Source organism: Pseudomonas agronomica (assembly GCF_025917275.1).
In the GTDB taxonomy this organism is placed as follows: Bacteria; Pseudomonadota; Gammaproteobacteria; order Pseudomonadales; family Pseudomonadaceae; genus Aquipseudomonas; species Aquipseudomonas agronomica.
The window spans coordinates 1-15,605 of the sequence record NZ_JAOSHO010000085.1 but is presented as its reverse complement, the minus strand read 5'-3'; the positions used below and the strand labels follow the sequence as shown (position 1 = coordinate 15,605).

Annotated in this window: 15 protein-coding genes; all 15 read right to left on the bottom strand. The window is 61.3% G+C overall.

Annotation, left to right across the window (positions count from 1 at the left end; genetic code table 11):
- Positions 1-35 precede the first annotated feature (35 nt).
- Complete coding sequence (locus OC610_RS09365; protein WP_264427554.1) at positions 36-758, bottom strand: amino acid ABC transporter ATP-binding protein; 723 nt, start codon at positions 756-758, stop codon at positions 36-38.
- Positions 751-1,401, bottom strand: coding sequence for an amino acid ABC transporter permease (locus tag OC610_RS09360; RefSeq protein ID WP_264427553.1), 651 nt, complete (start codon positions 1,399-1,401; stop codon positions 751-753). The genes OC610_RS09365 and OC610_RS09360 overlap by 8 nt, the downstream gene beginning before the upstream one ends.
- 12 nt (positions 1,402-1,413) lie before the next feature.
- Positions 1,414-2,079, bottom strand: coding sequence for an amino acid ABC transporter permease (locus tag OC610_RS09355; RefSeq protein WP_264427552.1), 666 nt, complete (start codon positions 2,077-2,079; stop codon positions 1,414-1,416).
- Positions 2,072-3,850: a cis-3-hydroxy-L-proline dehydratase gene (gene lhpI / locus OC610_RS09350; protein WP_264427551.1), complete on the bottom strand. Its 1,779-nt coding sequence runs from the start codon at positions 3,848-3,850 to the stop codon at positions 2,072-2,074. Before lhpI ends, OC610_RS09355 begins: the two co-directional genes overlap by 8 nt.
- A gap of 10 nt (positions 3,851-3,860) precedes the next feature.
- Positions 3,861-4,679, bottom strand: coding sequence for an ABC transporter substrate-binding protein (locus OC610_RS09345; RefSeq protein WP_264427550.1), 819 nt, complete (start codon positions 4,677-4,679; stop codon positions 3,861-3,863).
- Between the two features lie 231 nt (positions 4,680-4,910).
- Positions 4,911-5,660, bottom strand: coding sequence for an AraC family transcriptional regulator (locus OC610_RS09340; RefSeq protein WP_264427549.1), 750 nt, complete (start codon positions 5,658-5,660; stop codon positions 4,911-4,913).
- A 267-nt stretch (positions 5,661-5,927) separates the two neighbouring features.
- Entirely contained in the window at positions 5,928-7,079 is a 1,152-nt protein-coding gene (locus OC610_RS09335; RefSeq protein ID WP_264427548.1) for an acyl-CoA dehydrogenase family protein, read from the bottom strand.
- Between the two features lie 2 nt (positions 7,080-7,081).
- Positions 7,082-8,188 carry an enoyl-CoA hydratase/isomerase family protein gene (locus OC610_RS09330; protein ID WP_264427547.1) on the bottom strand — a complete coding sequence of 369 codons (1,107 nt, stop codon included), beginning with the start codon at positions 8,186-8,188 and terminating at the stop codon, positions 7,082-7,084.
- A gap of 134 nt (positions 8,189-8,322) precedes the next feature.
- Positions 8,323-9,030 (bottom strand): HPP family protein, encoded by a 708-nt coding sequence (locus OC610_RS09325; protein WP_264427546.1) that lies wholly within the window; start codon positions 9,028-9,030, stop codon positions 8,323-8,325.
- A 174-nt stretch (positions 9,031-9,204) separates the two neighbouring features.
- The gene (locus OC610_RS09320) at positions 9,205-10,584 is read right to left on the bottom strand and encodes a UDP-glucose dehydrogenase family protein (protein WP_264427545.1); all 1,380 of its coding nucleotides are present in this window, start codon (positions 10,582-10,584) and stop codon (positions 9,205-9,207) included.
- A 130-nt stretch (positions 10,585-10,714) separates the two neighbouring features.
- The gene (locus OC610_RS09315; protein ID WP_264427544.1) at positions 10,715-11,911 is read right to left on the bottom strand and encodes an FAD-dependent oxidoreductase; all 1,197 of its coding nucleotides are present in this window, start codon (positions 11,909-11,911) and stop codon (positions 10,715-10,717) included.
- A 138-nt stretch (positions 11,912-12,049) separates the two neighbouring features.
- The gene (locus OC610_RS09310; protein ID WP_264427543.1) at positions 12,050-12,970 is read right to left on the bottom strand and encodes a LysR family transcriptional regulator; all 921 of its coding nucleotides are present in this window, start codon (positions 12,968-12,970) and stop codon (positions 12,050-12,052) included.
- A 57-nt stretch (positions 12,971-13,027) separates the two neighbouring features.
- Positions 13,028-13,561, bottom strand: a complete 534-nt coding sequence (locus tag OC610_RS09305) for a hypothetical protein (protein WP_264427542.1) — start codon at positions 13,559-13,561, stop codon at positions 13,028-13,030.
- Positions 13,562-13,588: 27 nt separating this feature from the next.
- Positions 13,589-14,392: a putative hydro-lyase gene (locus OC610_RS09300; protein WP_030138861.1), complete on the bottom strand. Its 804-nt coding sequence runs from the start codon at positions 14,390-14,392 to the stop codon at positions 13,589-13,591.
- 98 nt (positions 14,393-14,490) lie between these two features.
- Positions 14,491-15,429 (bottom strand): LysR family transcriptional regulator, encoded by a 939-nt coding sequence (locus OC610_RS09295; RefSeq protein ID WP_264427541.1) that lies wholly within the window; start codon positions 15,427-15,429, stop codon positions 14,491-14,493.
- Positions 15,430-15,605: the final 176 nt, after the last annotated feature.

Sequence of the window (15,605 nt, the reverse complement as noted above, 5' to 3'; positions counted from 1 at the left end):
TGTGGGAGCGAGCTTGCTCGCGAAAGGGCCATCCGCTATTTCACCGATTTAAGGAACGCAGCCGTCTCCGGCTGCACCGGGTTGCCGATCACCTGGTCCGGCGGCCCGATCTCATGGACCCGGCCGTTGCAGAAGAACGCTACCCGGTCGGACACATCGCGGGCGAACCGAATCTCGTGGGTCACCAGGACCATGGTCATGCCGTCTTCGGCGAGCATGCGCATGGTGTCCAGCACCTCACCGACCAACTGCGGGTCGAGGGCCGAGGTGGCTTCGTCGAACAGCATGTAGTCCGGCGACATCGCCAGCGCCCGGGCGATGGCCATGCGCTGCTGCTGTCCGCCGGAGAGCTTGCCGGGAAAGGCCTTGAGCTTGTCCCCGAGGCCCACGTGCTCGAGCTGGCTGACCGCCAGCGCCTCGGCGTCCTGCTTGCTCTTGCCCAGCACCTTGCGTGGCGCCAGCATCACGTTTTCCAGCACGGTCAGGTGTGGGAAGGCGTTCCATTGCTGGAACACGATGCCGATCTTCTGCCGCAGCCGGTTGAGGTCGGTGGCGCTGTCGTGGACCTCCACGCCGTCCACGCGGATGCTGCCTTTCTGGATCGGCTCCAGGCCGTTGATGCACATCAGCAGGGTCGATTTACCGGAACCGGAGCCGCCGATGATCGATACGACCTCGCCCTTGTCCACCGTCAGGCTGACGCCCTTGACCACTTCGAGGTTGCCGAAGGATTTGTGCACGTTTTCGATCTCAATCATTTTCCTGCCACCTTCTTTCCAGGCGTGCGCCAAGGCGGGCGACCACCAGGCTCATGACGTAGTAGATGAGGCCCGCGATGCACAGCACCAGCAGGGGTTCCTGAATACGCGTGACGATGGTTTGCGAAGCGCGCAGCAGCTCGACGATGCCGATCCACATCACCAGCGCGGTGTCTTTCATGACCCCGAGGACCAGGTTCAACCATCCGGGAAACGCCACGCGGGTGGCAATCGGCAGGACGATGAAACGCAGGTCCTGCAAATAGCTCAATCCCAATGACCGGCTGGCCCGCCGGGTGCTCAGCGGCACCGCCAGCACGCCGCCCCGGACAATCTCGGTGAAATACGCGGCGGCATAGACCCCAAGCACGATACAACCGACGGCAAAGGCGCTGAGGTCCAGGCCGACGATGCTCTTGAGGGAGTTGAACAGCACGAACTGGATCAGCAGCGGCACGCTGCGAAACGCATCGAGCACCCAGGCGAGTGGCAGGCTCACCCGGGGCAACAGCGCCCGCAACAGGCCGAACAGCAGCCCGGCCAGGGTGCCCAGCAAGATCGACCAGGCAGTCAATTGCACCGTGACCCAGGCACCTTGGAGCAGATACAACAGGTCGTTGACGGTAAGGCTTGTAGAAAACATGACCAGCCCTCCTCAATAACGAAACAGGCGCCAGGACAACAGTCGGGCCAGCCCGACGATCAGCTTGGCGATCAGGTAATACAGCGCCGCCGCGAGGGCGAAATATTCGAAGGTGCGGAACGTCTTGACGTTGTATTCCTGCGTCACCCCGGTGAGGTCGTTGTTCAGGCCGACCACCACGCCCAGGGACGTCATCAGCACCGCCCAGACCATTTGGTTGGTCAGCGGGTAGAACACGATGCGAAGCAGTTGCGGGACGATGATCATGCGGTAGGCCTGGAACGCGCTCATGCCCAGGGAGCGGGCGGCGCGCATTTGCGTGCCTGGCACGGCCTTGAGGCCGCCGCGAAAGTTCTCCGCCAGGTAGCCGGCATTGTTGAAGGTGATGCCCGCCAGCAGGGCGAACCACGAACTGACGTGCAGCCCGAGGGAGCCGAGACCGAAGTAGAGGATGTAGATCTGGAACAACGACGGCGTGTTGCGGGCGATCGACACCCAGCCGTTGCCGACACCGCGCAGCAGCGGATGGCGCGCCTGGCGCATCACCGTCAGGACCAGGGCGATCAGCACGCCGAAGATCATCGACAGCGCGGCGGTTTCGAAGGTGACCCAGGCGCCGGCGAGCATGTCGGGCAGGGCGCGTAAGGCCGGGCGCCATTGGAACGTGTAGTCAAACATGGCTCGGGTTCCCCTTGGCCGCGGAGGGTTGCAGCCATTGCGGTGGCTCGCCGCTGGCCGTGGCGGTGCAGGCGGCCTCGACGCATTCGGCCAAACTGGCGAAATGCACGCCACGTCCAACCAAGCCTGGCGCGTAGTGCGCGTATTTGCCGGAGTTGGTCATCAGGGTGGTGGCGGTTGGCGGGATCACCGGTTCGCCCAGCATGCACCAGCAGGTGTCGGTGACCAGCGTTGCGCCGAAAACCTGGATCACCTCCAGGTAACCGGCCTGGCGCGCCTGCTCCAGCACGGCCCGGCCGCAGGTGATCGCGAGGACCACGTCGGGGTGTTTGATCCGTCCCGCACACAGGCGTGCCAACGCGGCGAATTCACTGAGGGAAAAATGCGGATTGCCCAGGGACACCACGTCTACGTGCCTGTGTCGGGCGCTGTTGAGCTCGCGCCAACTGGCAAGCAATCCTGCTCCATCCAGGGTCTGCACCGGTAATTGGGCTGGGTGATCCTGGACGTGGGCCGGATCCATGGCTTCTGGTGTTACCCCGGCGATGTGGAACAGCGGTGCGGCGCTGGTGGTGGCAAATGCGGCGCCAAAAGCCTTGAGGTCGTCGAGATGGGGGGCAGCGTTTTCCAGTCCCCGAATCAGCGGAATGCGTCGGCCCGTCAGGCTGCCGATGTGATAGCCCAACAGCGGGTAGAAACTGTCATCCGTTGAGTCGAGCTTGGGGACTTCGACGATCAGCCCGGCTTTGCGCTGATCATCGAGATGACAACCAGCCAACGGCGCGCGACCGCACAGGGCGATGCAGATATCGAGGAAGTCCGGGTACTTCTGCGTTCGGGCACCGAGCACGCTGTTGGCATAGACCACTGCGTTGGATTCGGCCCAGACGATCTGCTCGCCGACGGTGGGCGCAGTGTCCAGCAGGTAGGGCGCACAGGTGAAGCTCAACTGCGCGCCCATGGCCATATAAGCATCGCCCAGGGCGCTGGCCGGTTCGCCCAGTGCAGGATCGACGCCGAGCTCGCGCCATTGGCGTTGGTCCACGGAAATCGAATTGAGCGTCGTGGGCACGCTCACTTTCGCGCCCCACTGCACCAACTGTTCGGCAAAACGCAGGCTGGCCGGGCCGGTATAGATGCAGCCGTCGATGTGCGCCTGAGTGATGTCCAGCAGTTCATCGGCACCCTGGATCTCGGCCATTCGCAGGACGATTCCCATTGCCACTTTTGCAGCCTTGCCGTATGCACCGTCAAGCAACGCCTGGTCCCGTTCGTTCAGGCGGACGGTGGAGGGTGCGAGCGGTTGCGAGGGGATATCCGCCGCGTACCACTGATCGTTGGGCCGGCGCCCGGACAACGTCAGGCAACTTCCCTCGATGCGCGCGAATCCTTGACCTCGCAAGCCCTCGAATGCCTCACGGCCAATGCACAACACTGGCAGCGAGCGTTGGAAAATCACTTCAGCCACCAGCACACCCAAGACCAGGATTTCATCGGCCTCGGCCAGCACCAGGGCGGCTGGCGCGTGACCGTTGCTGATGAGTTCCATCAGCACGCTGCTGCCGGTGCAGGAACCGCGTCCACTGGGAATCGCCAGCACCCGGCCCGCCAGGCTCTCGCCGCTGAGGGGATGATGGCGGTCGATGACTTCGCCCGTGGCCGGATCGACTCCACCCCAAAAACTCAGGCCAACGTCGGCGAACAGCAGGGTGCCCTGGGCGGCACCCTCCACCAGGCTTCGACCTTGCAAGCGGATAGGCGTGCTAGGCATGCCGGGCTCCTTAGTAGTAGACCTGGGGCACGGTCAGGTTGGCTGGCGGGATTTCTGTGCCGACCCATTTGACGAACAGCTCGTTGTACCGGCCGGTGCGCACTTGCTGGTTGACGAACAGGTTGAGGTAGTTGATGAGGCCGTACTCGCTGCGCTTGGCGCCGAGGGACACGTAGTCGATGACGTAAGGCGCATTACCGGCGATCTTCAGCCCCTTGTACTTGCCCGATTTGATGGTGGCGGCGGCGACGGTGTTGGTGACCACGGTGGCATCGATGTGCCCTTGGGCCACGGCCAGCAACGTGTCGTTCTGCGATTGATAGGCGCGGAAACTGCCGCTGCCCCAACTCTTCTGGTCCTTCTCCAGGGCGATGGCTTCATAGGTGCTGCTGGTATTGCCGAGTTTCTTGCCCTTGAGGTCGGTGTAGCTATTGATACCGGTGTCGTCGCGGGTCAATACCACCATCTGGAAGGCGAAGTAGGGCACGGTCAGGCCCACGGTCTTGGCCCGCTCCAGGGTGTCGGACGTGGAGGCGACGATGACATCGGCGCGGCCTGAGATCAGTGCGGGGATGCGGTCGGAGAACGGGGTTTCCACCACTTCGGCATCCACACCCAGGACTTTCGCCAGGTCATTGCAATAGTCCACGTCGAATCCCGCCGGTTTGTTGCTTTCATCGCGAAAGCCCATGGGCGGGAAATCCAAGGTGACGGCGCAACGCAGCTTGCCCGAGCCGATGATGTCATCGAGCTTGTCGGCATGGGCGGGAAGAGCAATGAGGGGAAAGAGGACAACGCTGAGGGCTGCGGCTAATGCACGGTTTTTCATAAAGGCCTCGCTGTCGAATAAATGCGGTGAGATATCGGATTGAGGATTTCGTATACGATATTAGATAAGCAATCGACGTGCCTGATCGGGCGTTATTCCAAGGTTTTTGGTAAGTCGTTGATAACGTTGATTTATGGTTTTGCGGGTGGGCGGGTATCGGACCCAGAGCGCAAATTGAGGTGTTACAGATGGGAGCAGTGGGGTGGGTTTGCGCCCCCTAAAGGAACAGGCTCAACGTTGGTTCTCCCGGTATTGGCTGGGCGAAAGGCTGGTCAGGGCGCGGAACTGGCGGCTGAACGCACTGTGATCGGTATAGCCGCAACGCAAGGCGATTTCGGTGATGGGCATGTCCCGATCCAGCAATAACCGCGACGCCTCCTCAAGACGAGCCTTGTGGATCATCTGCCTGGGTGTGAGCTGGAAGATGCGCTTGCAGTGCCGCTCCAACTGCGCCACCGACAAGCCAGCGATGGCGGTGAGGTCAGCCAGGCTGATGGATTGGGCGAAATGCTGTTTTATATGTGCGTCCACCGCGGCCAGTTTCTGATACGCCGGATGATTCGATTGTGGCGACTGCAAATCCCGAGAGATTCCGGCCAAGCCGACGATCCGACCGCCGGGCTCGTGCAAGGCGAGCTTGTGGGTCAGACACCACACCGGTTGGTTGCCGTAATACAGGTGCAATTCGAGTTGGTCGGCCAGCTCCCGTCCGCTGGCGAGCACGCGTCGATCCTGTTCCGTGTACAGCGGGCCGAAGCGCTCCGGGAACACTTGCTCTGCGGTGAGGCCGAGCAGGTCATTGCAATGCTTGAAGCCGCAACGCCGGGCGAGGGTCTGGTTGACGAATGCGTAGCGGGCCTGGTTGTCCTTGATGAAAAACACCGTGTCCGTGAGGGTGTCCAGCAGCGGCGCGATGGGTTGCAGGCTGCGTAGCAGGGTGGCGAGGTCGCAAGGGGTGAAGGCGGTCAGCGAGGGGTACATGGGCTGCTTCGTCTTTTTGTCAGACGTGAAGTTTTGATTGAAATGATGTGCTTGTCACGTCGTACTCGTGGCTAGCTTGTCGTGGCTACGGAAAATCCGGTGTGGGAGCGGGCTTGCTCGCGACGGTGGCGGGACATTTGGCCTTGATATGGCAGATCCATCGCTTTCGCGAGCAGGCTCCCACAGTAGAATTGAGGTGTATGCGCCATCTGTGTTACGCCACCAATCCCTGTAGGAGCGGGCTTGCCCGCGATGCTTTTCCCGCAATTACAGCAGGTAGTGCTTGAGTTCGCGGGCAATCACCATCCGCTGAATCTCGCTCGACCCCTCATAGATCTGGGTAATCCGCGCGTCCCGGTAGTAGCGCTCGACCGGATAATCCTCCAGATACCCATACCCACCATGGATCTGTATCGCCGACGAACAGACTTTCTCCGCCATTTCCGAAGCAAACAGCTTGGCTTGCGACGCCTCCGACAGGCACGGCTTACCCGCGCTACGTAGGCGGGCGGCGTGGAGGATCAGCAGGCGGGCGGCATTCAGGCGGGTGTGCATGTCGGCCAGCAGGTTTGCGATGCTCTGGTGCTCGATGATCGGCTTGTCGAACTGCACCCGATCGCGGGAATAGGCCAGGGCCGCTTCGAACGCCGCGCGGGCGATGCCCAGGGCTTGGGCGGCGATGCCGATGCGACCGCCTTCCAGGTTGGACAGGGCGATGGCCAGGCCTTTGCCTCGGGCACCCAGCAGATTGGCCTCGGGCACGGTGCAGTTGCTCAGCGTCACCGCGCAGGTATCTGACGCGCGGATGCCCATCTTGTGTTCGGAGCGGTCAACGTTGAACCCCGGCGTGTCCGTCGGCACCAGGAATGCCGAAATGCCTTTTTTGCCCAGTTCCGGGTCTGTCACGGCAAAGACAATCGCCAGTTTCGCCCGCTTGCCATTGCTGACGAACTGCTTTGCGCCGTTGATTACCCACTGACCATCGCGCAGTTCGGCGCGGGTGCGCAGGTTGTGCGCCTCGGAACCGGCCTGGGGTTCGGTCAGGCAGAAACAGCCAATCGCCTGGCCGCTGGCCAGGTCCGCCAACCAGGTTTGTTTCTGTTCAGCGGTGCCAAAATTCAGGACCGGCCCGCAACCCACCGAGTTGTGGATGCTCATCAACGCCCCGGTGGCACCGTCGCCTGCAGAGATTTCTTCCACGGCGAGGGCATAGGCGACGTAATCGACGTAGGTGCCGCCCCATTCCTCGGGCACCACCATGCCCAGCAGGCCCAATTCGCCCATCTTCGCCACAACACCGTCGTCGATCCAGCCAGCCTTTTCCCAGGCTTGAGCATGGGGGGCGATTTCATTGCGGGCGAAATCACGGGCCATGTCACGAATCATCACTTGTTCTTCGGTCAGCTCAAGGTCTTGCATGTTCAATTCCCGTGGTAGTCGAAGCCGTCGAAGAAGCTCGCCACTTGTGCGGCGTCCAGCGCCTCCAGGGTCGGCGGGTTCCATTGCGGGTTCTTGTCTTTATCGATCAGCAAGGCGCGCACACCTTCGATCAGGTCGCCGCGCGCGAACCATTGGCGGTCCAGGTGCAGCTCCAGGGCAAAGCAGTCTTCCAGGCTCAGGTGCCGGCCACGACGCAACATTTCCAGGGTCACCGCCATCGCCAGGGGCGAGCGGGTCTCCAGGAGCTCGGCGGTCTTCAGCGCCCACTCATGGCTGTTCGCGACGGTGACCTGGCGCATCTGCTCGACCATGCTGGGAACGTCGGGCAGGGCAAAGAAATGATCGATGGCCGGCCGCAGGTCGGCCAAGGGTGGGGCAGGGAGCTGTTGCACAGCGATTTTTGCCAGCAGGCTTTGCAAGTCCTTGAGTGCAGTGTCGCGCCATTCCAGCCGATCGAGACGCTCATCCAGCTGCGTGAGCTTGCGGCTGTCGAGGTACCAGTCGGCCAATCCGCAATACAACGCGTCGGCGGCGCGGATGTGCACGCCGCTGACGCCGAGGTAGATGCCCAGCTCGCCGGGAATGCGCGGCAGGAAGTAACTGCCGCCCACGTCCGGGAAGTAGCCGATGGCGACTTCGGGCATGCCCAGGCGACTGCGTTCGGTCACTATCCGCAGGTCGGCGCCTTGCGCCAGGCCCATGCCACCGCCCAGCACGAAGCCGTCCATCAGGGCGAGGATTGGTTTGCGGTAATGGTGAATGGTCAGGTCGAGGGCGTACTCCTCGACGAAGAAATCCTCATGCAGGGTGTCGCCCTGCTTGTGGCTGTCGTACAGCGAACGGATATCGCCGCCGGCACAGAACGCCTTGTCGCCGGCGCCGCGCAGGACCACGGCGCGGATCTGCGAATCGTGGGCCCAGGCATCGAGTTGCTGTTGCATGCTGCGCACCATGCCCAGGGTGAGGGCATTGAGGCCGGCGGGGCGGTTCAGGGTCAAGTGGCCAATCTGGTTGCGGACTTCGACCAGCACCTCGTAAGGCGCGGTTTCGACGCGGCCCGCAGCTTGGGATGAAACCTGAGCTGTCATCGCTAACTCCCTGCTTTTATTGTTCTTTATAAATGATGTCGCGCGTACCCGGTCGGGATCGTAACAGTGCAAATTTGCATTGCACAACCGGGATACGTGCAGGTCCTGTCTGCATATTTATAGCAGCCACAGGCTCAACCGCGACCCGACAGCACCTGCGTGATGCTGCGGCGCTTGGCATGACGCTCGCTGGCGTGGATCAATTGCTCCAGATCTTCGGGGGTTACGTCGAAGAACGCTTCCATTTCCTCAAGTGCCGATTTCAAGTCTTCGGCGGTGATGGCCTGGCGATCGACCGGGGGGTGGTCGGCCGGTATCACCGCCACCGGCTCACTGGCGCGCTTGGGATAGCGCACGCGCGTCAGGTTGTTGTAGGCCAGCGCAAAAGCGAGCAGGCCAGAACCGGCCAGCATCGCCGCACCCACGGCCTGCCAATCCAAGGCGATGATCGACGGATCGGCCAGCACCAGCGTCGCGGCGAGGGCTCCCGCTGGAGGATGCAGGCAACGCAGCCAGCACATCAATATCAGCGCCATGCCTGCCGCCAGACAGGCGCTTTCCAGCGTGCGACCCAACACATGGGCCACCAACAATGCGAGGACAGAGGCACACAGGTAACCGCCGAAAATCGACCAGGGCTGGGCGAGGGCGCCCGATGACACCGCAAACAACAGCACGGCCGAGGCGCCGAGCGGACCGATCAGGTGCTGCGCCACCTCAAGGCCGAAAACCTGGCCACAGAGCCAGACACTGAACAGGGTTCCGAGGGCCATGCCGATGGCGGCGCGACTCCATTCGGTTGGACGGGTATTGATAGCAGCGGGGAACCAGCGAGAAAGCATTCAGCGACAATCCAAAAAAAACGAACAAAAAAAGGGGCTTACGGGGGTATCCCAGAAAGCCCTTTAAGTGTTCCAACAGTTGGGGGAGGAACGATGCACAGTGTGCCGTCCGCCCCCTTGGGTTACAAATTCATATTAATGCTGGTTGAGTGCATTAATTTTGAGGTAACTCATTCAGGCGCTCTTGGGAACTTCGAGCCATGGCTGCTGGGCAATGGGTAAATTGCAGGATTGCCCGCGCCCCATCGGGAAGTAGATAAACCCCTTGTCCGCCATGCGTTCCGGGTCGTACAGGTTGCGGCCATCGAAAATCACCGGGGCCTTGAGCCGCTGCTGGATCAATTGGAAGTCCGGGGCCTTGAACGGTTGCCATTCGGTGCAGATGATCAGGGCGTCGGCACCGGGCAAGACCGATTCCGGGGTGCCCATGAGCATCAGTTTCGACTCGTCGGGGTAGAGCAACTGGGTTTGCTGCATGGCCTCGGGATCGAACGCGCGAACACTGGCCCCGGCGGCCCACAGCGCCTCCAGCAGCGTACGGCTCGGTGCGTCGCGCATGTCGTCGGTATTGGGCTTGAAGGCCAGGCCCCACAACGCGAAGGTCTTGCCCCGCAAGTCGCCTTTGTAGAACGCCTTGATGCGTTCGAACAGCTTGTGTTTTTGTCGCAGATTGATGGTTTCCACCGCTTGCAGCAGGTCGCTTGAGCAATTGGCTTGTTCGGCAGAGTGGATCAAGGCGCGCATGTCCTTGGGAAAGCACGAGCCTCCATAGCCGCAGCCCGGATAAATGAAGTGGTAGCCGATCCGTGAGTCAGCGCCGATGCCCAGGCGCACGGATTCGATGTCGGCCCCCAGGTGCTCCGCCAGTTCGGCAATCTGGTTGATGAAGCTGATCTTGGTCGCGAGCATGCCGTTGGCGGCGTACTTGGTCAGTTCCGCACTGCGCAGGTCCATGAACAGGACCCGATCGTGGTTGCGGTTGAACGGGGCGTACAGGTCGCGCATGGTGTCGCGCACTTCATCGCGCTCACAACCGATGACGATGCGGTCGGGGCGACGACAATCGGCGACCGCGGAGCCTTCCTTGAGAAATTCGGGATTGGAGACGATATCGAACTGCAACAGGCGCCCAGCCTTGAGCAGGCTTTTCTCGATATGCGCCCGCAGGATATCGCCGGTGCCCACCGGCACGGTGGACTTTTCCACGACGATCAGCGGTTGCTCGCGGTATCGGGCAACCGCCTCGCCAACGGCCAGTACCTGGCGCAGGTCTGCGGACCCATCGTCCCGTGAGGGCGTGCCCACGGCGATAAACAGAACCTGGCCGTGCTGTACGGCGAGCTTTTCATCGCAGGTAAAGTGCAGGCGGCCAGCGTCCAGCCCCTCACGTACCAGCGCGGCCAGGCCAGGCTCGAAAATACTCACCAGGCCTTGTCGCAAGTTGTCGACCTTGTGTTCGTCAATGTCCATGCACACCACGTCATGGCCAACCTCAGCCATTACCGCGGCTTGCACCAATCCAACGTAACCACTGCCGAACACACTGATTTTCATGACGAATTCCCTGAATAATTTCCGAACGGGCGGGCGGGTACTGTCAGCACTTCGCCGCAGTGCGTGCATTCGAGAATAAGACGGTCATGTTGCAGTTCACTTACAAAGCGCAGTCACGGTGCTTTTCAGCTCATGATTGGATGCCGTTCATCACGTTGGCGAGTTGTTGGATTGCATCAGCGGACTCCTTGGGGTCGGGAGTATCGTCGGTATTGTTGTAGCTGCCTGCTCGGTCGATGTACTGGATGACCAATCCGTCCCGGCGAGGCAGGAAGAAGAAATCGTCAGCTCTGATCGCATAGTTGACGTCCGGCTGCTGAACCAGCCTGGCCGTTTGGCCGCGGATAGGAATGATGTCCATATCGTTGAACAGCGCTTTTGCGCCATAACCCGTGGCGTTGATGATCGCCTGCTCGGGCAAGCCGAGCAGCTGTTGGGCGTTTTCGAAGTTTTGTACCTTGATTGTTCCGCCTCCCGCCAGGAAGTCGGACAACAGCAGTCGGGCATAGGTATTGATGTTGAACAGCATGTTTTGCCAGCGCCGTGCATACGGATATGAAAAAGGATGCGCGTCAGCCGCGAGATCCAGCTGGATCGGCTGGTAACGGCGATTGGGGTTGTTGAACTTTGCGAATTCCGTTGTTTTATGAGCAGCCACCGAACCGAATGGGACGGAAGATAACTTATAGCCGTAATACCATTCGACCGGATCGCCCGGCAGGCCAAGCAGGCTTTGATACATCCTGTAGGAGAAATCGGCCATTTCGATCCAGCGATCCGTCCATCCGGCGCCAGATTCGGTAGAACAGAATTGGGAGTCCGGAGACCAATGTCCCGTGGCGCCCATTGAGGCTATTTGCGGTGGGAGCTCTTTTGCATAGATCGTCACCGACAGGCCGGCACGCTGGGCAAGGATGGCGGAGGTGAGCCCCATCGGACCGCAACCGATGACGGCGAGGCGCTTTTGCGCCGGGGCCGACTTGCTCAAGAGTTGCAGCGCCAGCCTGCTGGATCCCCAGGACAACGACCAGCCACTGCCTCCGTGTCCATAGTTGTGCACCACGATTTTATTGCCCAGGGCCTGCGTTTCAATCCGAGGGCCCGCCAGGCGAAACGGTCTGAGGCAAGTATAGATTTCGGTAATACGGTCGACGTGGGCGTCGACTGGCACCAGGGGAGCATCCTTGCGGATGGCCTGTCGATTGCCCCTTGGCTCGCCCTGGTCGGGCGTGGTGCCGGCTGCTTGCAGCGTTCCCCACGGTATGGCTGACGTCGATGCGAACGCTAGCGAGGAGCCCATGCCCTGAAGCAAAGTGCGTCTGTTCATGTGTCTTCCTTTCCCTGAATGCGACTGCCCCGATTGTGTGCGTTGGCAGGCAAGGGAAGGAATGGGGCAACTTCTACTGGATACGTAGGACGCTTCTCTGAATAGCCAAAGGAGTGCACATCGACGAGGGCGGCGAATTCAGGCGTCCGGGCACCGGTACCCCTCGGGTAGCTGCGCGACGAACTCGTCCACCACTTCCCGGGTCAGGCGGACGATGTCCTCGACGCGCTCCATGCCCGCGCCGGTACGCCAACTGGCGACGATGTCCATGACCGACGGTAGCGGCACGCCGTCCACCAGGACCAGCGAGCCCTGGTTCAGTTCACCCACCACCAGCGCCGCGGGCATGGCGCCGATGCCAAAGCCGTCGCGAACCAGGCGGGTGATGGCCGACGCCGAATTCACGCAATTGATGCGCGGCGAGACGAGGTTGGCCGAGTGCAACATGTTGAGCAAATCCTGATGCGGCCGGGAATTGCGCGAGAAGGTTACGATACGTTCCTGCGACAGGTCCTCCAGTGAGGCGTAGTGGCGGTCATAAACGGAACCGGTTCGCGCCACCCAATGCATCGGGTAACGGGCCAGCAAGGTGTTGCGCACGCTGTCCAGGCGCAGGATGTCGGTCTGGAAAATGATGTCCTGGTAGCCCTTTTCCAGTTGCGAGCACAGGTTGCTCGCGGTGTCGGCGGTGAGCTCGATTTCCAGCGCCGGATAACGCTCCATCAGCCGTGTCACCAGCGGGCTGAGCCACGTGTGGATGACAGTGTCCATCGCACCGATCCGAATCCGGCCACGCACCTGGCGCGGATCCTTGATCACCGCTTTCATGCTCTGCATGGTGTCCATGATCCGCTCGGCATATTCCAGCACGCGCTGGCCTTCGGCGGTCAGCGACACACCTTTGGAGTCACGCACGAACAGGCGCACGCCCATTTCCTCCTCCAGGGCCGCAATCCGGCTGGAAATCGACGCCTGGGTGGTGAAGAGCTTTTCCGCCGTCAGCCGGAAGCTCTTCAGGCGCGCGACCCAGACAAAGGTTTCCAGAAACTTGATGTTCACTTCGGCGGCTCCTCGAAACTGAAGGGCAGGGCGTTGGTTTTTCCGCAAAGCAGGTGATCAGCCCGCTGAGATGTATTGGATCACGTCTTCAAGCGCCGTTGAGTCCGGCGCGGTACCTATGACGGCATCCGCGTTGCTCCATGGATACGCCAGGTGCGAGACCCAGGCCATCACCGCCGGCAACTCTTCTACCGGCAGGGTTTTCATGTGCTCGATGGTAATGACCAGTCCCTCGGCCAGCGAGGACGAGGGGCTGAATCGCCAGTCATATCGGCCGCAGCCAACGCGGACCTCACCACTGTGCTTGTCCGACATCGCGACCAGCCATTTGCACTGGAACGTCTCTACACTGGCGGCAGGCGGGGCGCCCAGGCAGAACGTGTAGACGTTTTCGAACGTCTGGTTGAAACGGCTGACCAGGACGTCACCGATCGCGCGACGGCCTTCGACGTGATCCGGGAATGAAATGGAACCGGTGCGAACCACCATGTCCAAAATCGCCCCAGCGGTGAAGGCTTGGTCCAGCAGGTGCGGACGGTTGCCGTCCTTGGCGCGGATGTAGTGCTCGATCGATCGTTGTGCAGTGGTCATCAGTGGTCCAATCCGTTAGAAAAAAACTTATAAGGCGCTGTTCAGCAGATCCGTCACCAGCATGCACCCCGGGGCGTGAGTGATACACAGCGGCGGACGAGAAGCCTGGACCACGGACTGGGGCGTTACGCCGCAAGCCCAGAAGACCGGTATCTCATCCGCCTCGACCGGCACCGCGTCACCGTAGTCCGGCCGGTCGAGCGCGTGAATGCCGATCAACGCAGGATCGCCGATGTGCACCGGTGCCCCATGGACGTTGGGCATGCGCCCGGTGATCTGGATCGCCTGGATCGCTGCAGCGGCTTTCATTGGCCGCATGGTCACGACCATTTTGCCAGACAAGCGCGCGGTAGGGCGTGTGTCGATGTTGGTGCGGAACATCGCGACGTTACGGCCCAGGTCAATGTGCCGCAGGCGTATGCCGGCCTCCAGCAGCGGTTGTTCGAAGGAAAAGGAACAGCCGAGGGCGAAAGCGACCAGGTTGTCCTGCCACAGGTGTTCGATGTCCAGCGGCTCTTCGCTCAATTCGCCGTGGCGGTAGACACGATAGCGCGGCACCTCATGGCGGATATCGATGGGCGCGCCGAGGTTGCGCAGGAACGGGTCGCCGGGTTCGGTCACGTCCAGCACCGGGCAGGCCTGGCGATTGAGTGTGCAGTAGCGCAGGAATTCATCGGCCCAGTCACCCGGCAGGATCACGATGTTGGCTTGCACCCGCCCTTGGCCCAGGCCGCTGGTGTGGCCATGGTATCGACCGGCCGCGATGTTCTGGCGCAACGCTTGCGGGGAACAGGGCTGCAGTTGTTCGAATGACAGGGCTGATGAACTCATCGCGGGTCTCCTTAGGTTTTTTTGTTAGAGACCCCTTTGTAGAAAACCCGGGCGACGGCGTCCAACAAGGAAAATTGCTACCCCCTGACAAGTAAAAGTTATTCGACCATCGACAGGCCGGGCGCCGCCACCATGCGCTGGGGCCCGACGTCCATGGCGTATTGGCAGACGACCTGGCGGCTCATGTTCACGATGCTTTCGATCAGCTCAAGGCCCACGCCCGCACGCCACGACGCGACGACATCGAGCTGGGGCAGGGGCGCGCCGGGCTCCAGCTGGATCAATTCGCCACGAGCCAGCGGCTTGGCGACCAGCGCCGCCGGCAATGCGCCAATGCCGAAGCCGTCGCGTATCAGTCGGGTCATGGCCGACACCGAGTTGACGCAACTGACCCTCGGCGTGCTCACGCCGTGGGCGTACAGCAGGTTCAATACGTCCTGGTGCGGCCGCGATTGCTTGACGAAGGTGATGATGCGTTCATTCGCCATTTCGGCCAGCGAGACGTAGGGCCGGGCATAGATCGATTGGCTGGCGGCGACCCAGTGCATCGGGTAATGCCCCAGTTCGAGGTTGCGCACGCTTTCGTGGCGGACCAGGTCAGTCTGGAACGCGATGTCCAAGTAGCCTTTGTGCAACTGCTCGCAAAGATTGCGCGCCGCGTCGGCGGTGATTTCGATCTCCACGGCGGGAAACGCCTGCATCAGCATGGACATCAACGGACTGAGCCAAGTGTGGATCACGGTATCCATCACCCCGATGCGCACCAGGCCTTGTTGGGGGCTGCTCTTATCCAATGACTGTTTGAGCGCGCGCTGGACTTCGAGCATCTGCTCGGCGTATTCGAGCACTTTCGTGCCCTCCGGCGTCAACGACACCCCGCGTGAATCACGCACGAACAGACGCAGGCCCAACTCGTCCTCCAGCGACGCGATCCGACTGGAAATCGCTGCCTGGGTGCTGAACATCTTCTCGGCGGTCAGGCTGAAGCTTTGCAGCCGGGCAACCCAGACGAAAGTTTCGAGGAACTTGAGGTTCATGGTGGTTCTCTTGGCGTTTGTCGTTCTTATGGTTGCAATTGTTACTCCAGGTCGGGCCCGGATGCGCATCAAATTTTCTTATGTCCGAGGCTGCTTTTTTCCCGTTTGACCCTTGCCTGCGCCAACGCGAAGAATCCGCCCCGACGCTGACACCGTTCGTTTGAAGAACCTGGTCC

What these genes read in the sequence shown, in the direction of transcription:
- OC610_RS09360 (WP_264427553.1), bottom strand. Translation starts at nt 1,401, where the DNA reads ATGTTTTCTACAAGCCTTACCGTCAACGACCTGTTGTATCTGCTCCAA.
- OC610_RS09335 (WP_264427548.1), bottom strand. Translation starts at nt 7,079, where the DNA reads ATGCAAGACCTTGAGCTGACCGAAGAACAAGTGATGATTCGTGACATG.
- OC610_RS09305 (WP_264427542.1), bottom strand. Translation starts at nt 13,561, where the DNA reads ATGACCACTGCACAACGATCGATCGAGCACTACATCCGCGCCAAGGAC.
- OC610_RS09320 (WP_264427545.1), bottom strand. Translation starts at nt 10,584, where the DNA reads ATGAAAATCAGTGTGTTCGGCAGTGGTTACGTTGGATTGGTGCAAGCC.
- OC610_RS09365 (WP_264427554.1), bottom strand. Translation starts at nt 758, where the DNA reads ATGATTGAGATCGAAAACGTGCACAAATCCTTCGGCAACCTCGAAGTG.
- OC610_RS09315 (WP_264427544.1), bottom strand. Translation starts at nt 11,911, where the DNA reads ATGAACAGACGCACTTTGCTTCAGGGCATGGGCTCCTCGCTAGCGTTC.
- OC610_RS09295 (WP_264427541.1), bottom strand. Translation starts at nt 15,429, where the DNA reads ATGAACCTCAAGTTCCTCGAAACTTTCGTCTGGGTTGCCCGGCTGCAA.
- OC610_RS09330 (WP_264427547.1), bottom strand. Translation starts at nt 8,188, where the DNA reads ATGACAGCTCAGGTTTCATCCCAAGCTGCGGGCCGCGTCGAAACCGCG.
- OC610_RS09300 (WP_030138861.1), bottom strand. Translation starts at nt 14,392, where the DNA reads ATGAGTTCATCAGCCCTGTCATTCGAACAACTGCAGCCCTGTTCCCCG.
- lhpI (WP_264427551.1), bottom strand. Translation starts at nt 3,850, where the DNA reads ATGCCTAGCACGCCTATCCGCTTGCAAGGTCGAAGCCTGGTGGAGGGT.
- OC610_RS09325 (WP_264427546.1), bottom strand. Translation starts at nt 9,030, where the DNA reads ATGCTTTCTCGCTGGTTCCCCGCTGCTATCAATACCCGTCCAACCGAA.
- OC610_RS09340 (WP_264427549.1), bottom strand. Translation starts at nt 5,660, where the DNA reads ATGTACCCCTCGCTGACCGCCTTCACCCCTTGCGACCTCGCCACCCTG.
- OC610_RS09355 (WP_264427552.1), bottom strand. Translation starts at nt 2,079, where the DNA reads ATGTTTGACTACACGTTCCAATGGCGCCCGGCCTTACGCGCCCTGCCC.
- OC610_RS09345 (WP_264427550.1), bottom strand. Translation starts at nt 4,679, where the DNA reads ATGAAAAACCGTGCATTAGCCGCAGCCCTCAGCGTTGTCCTCTTTCCC.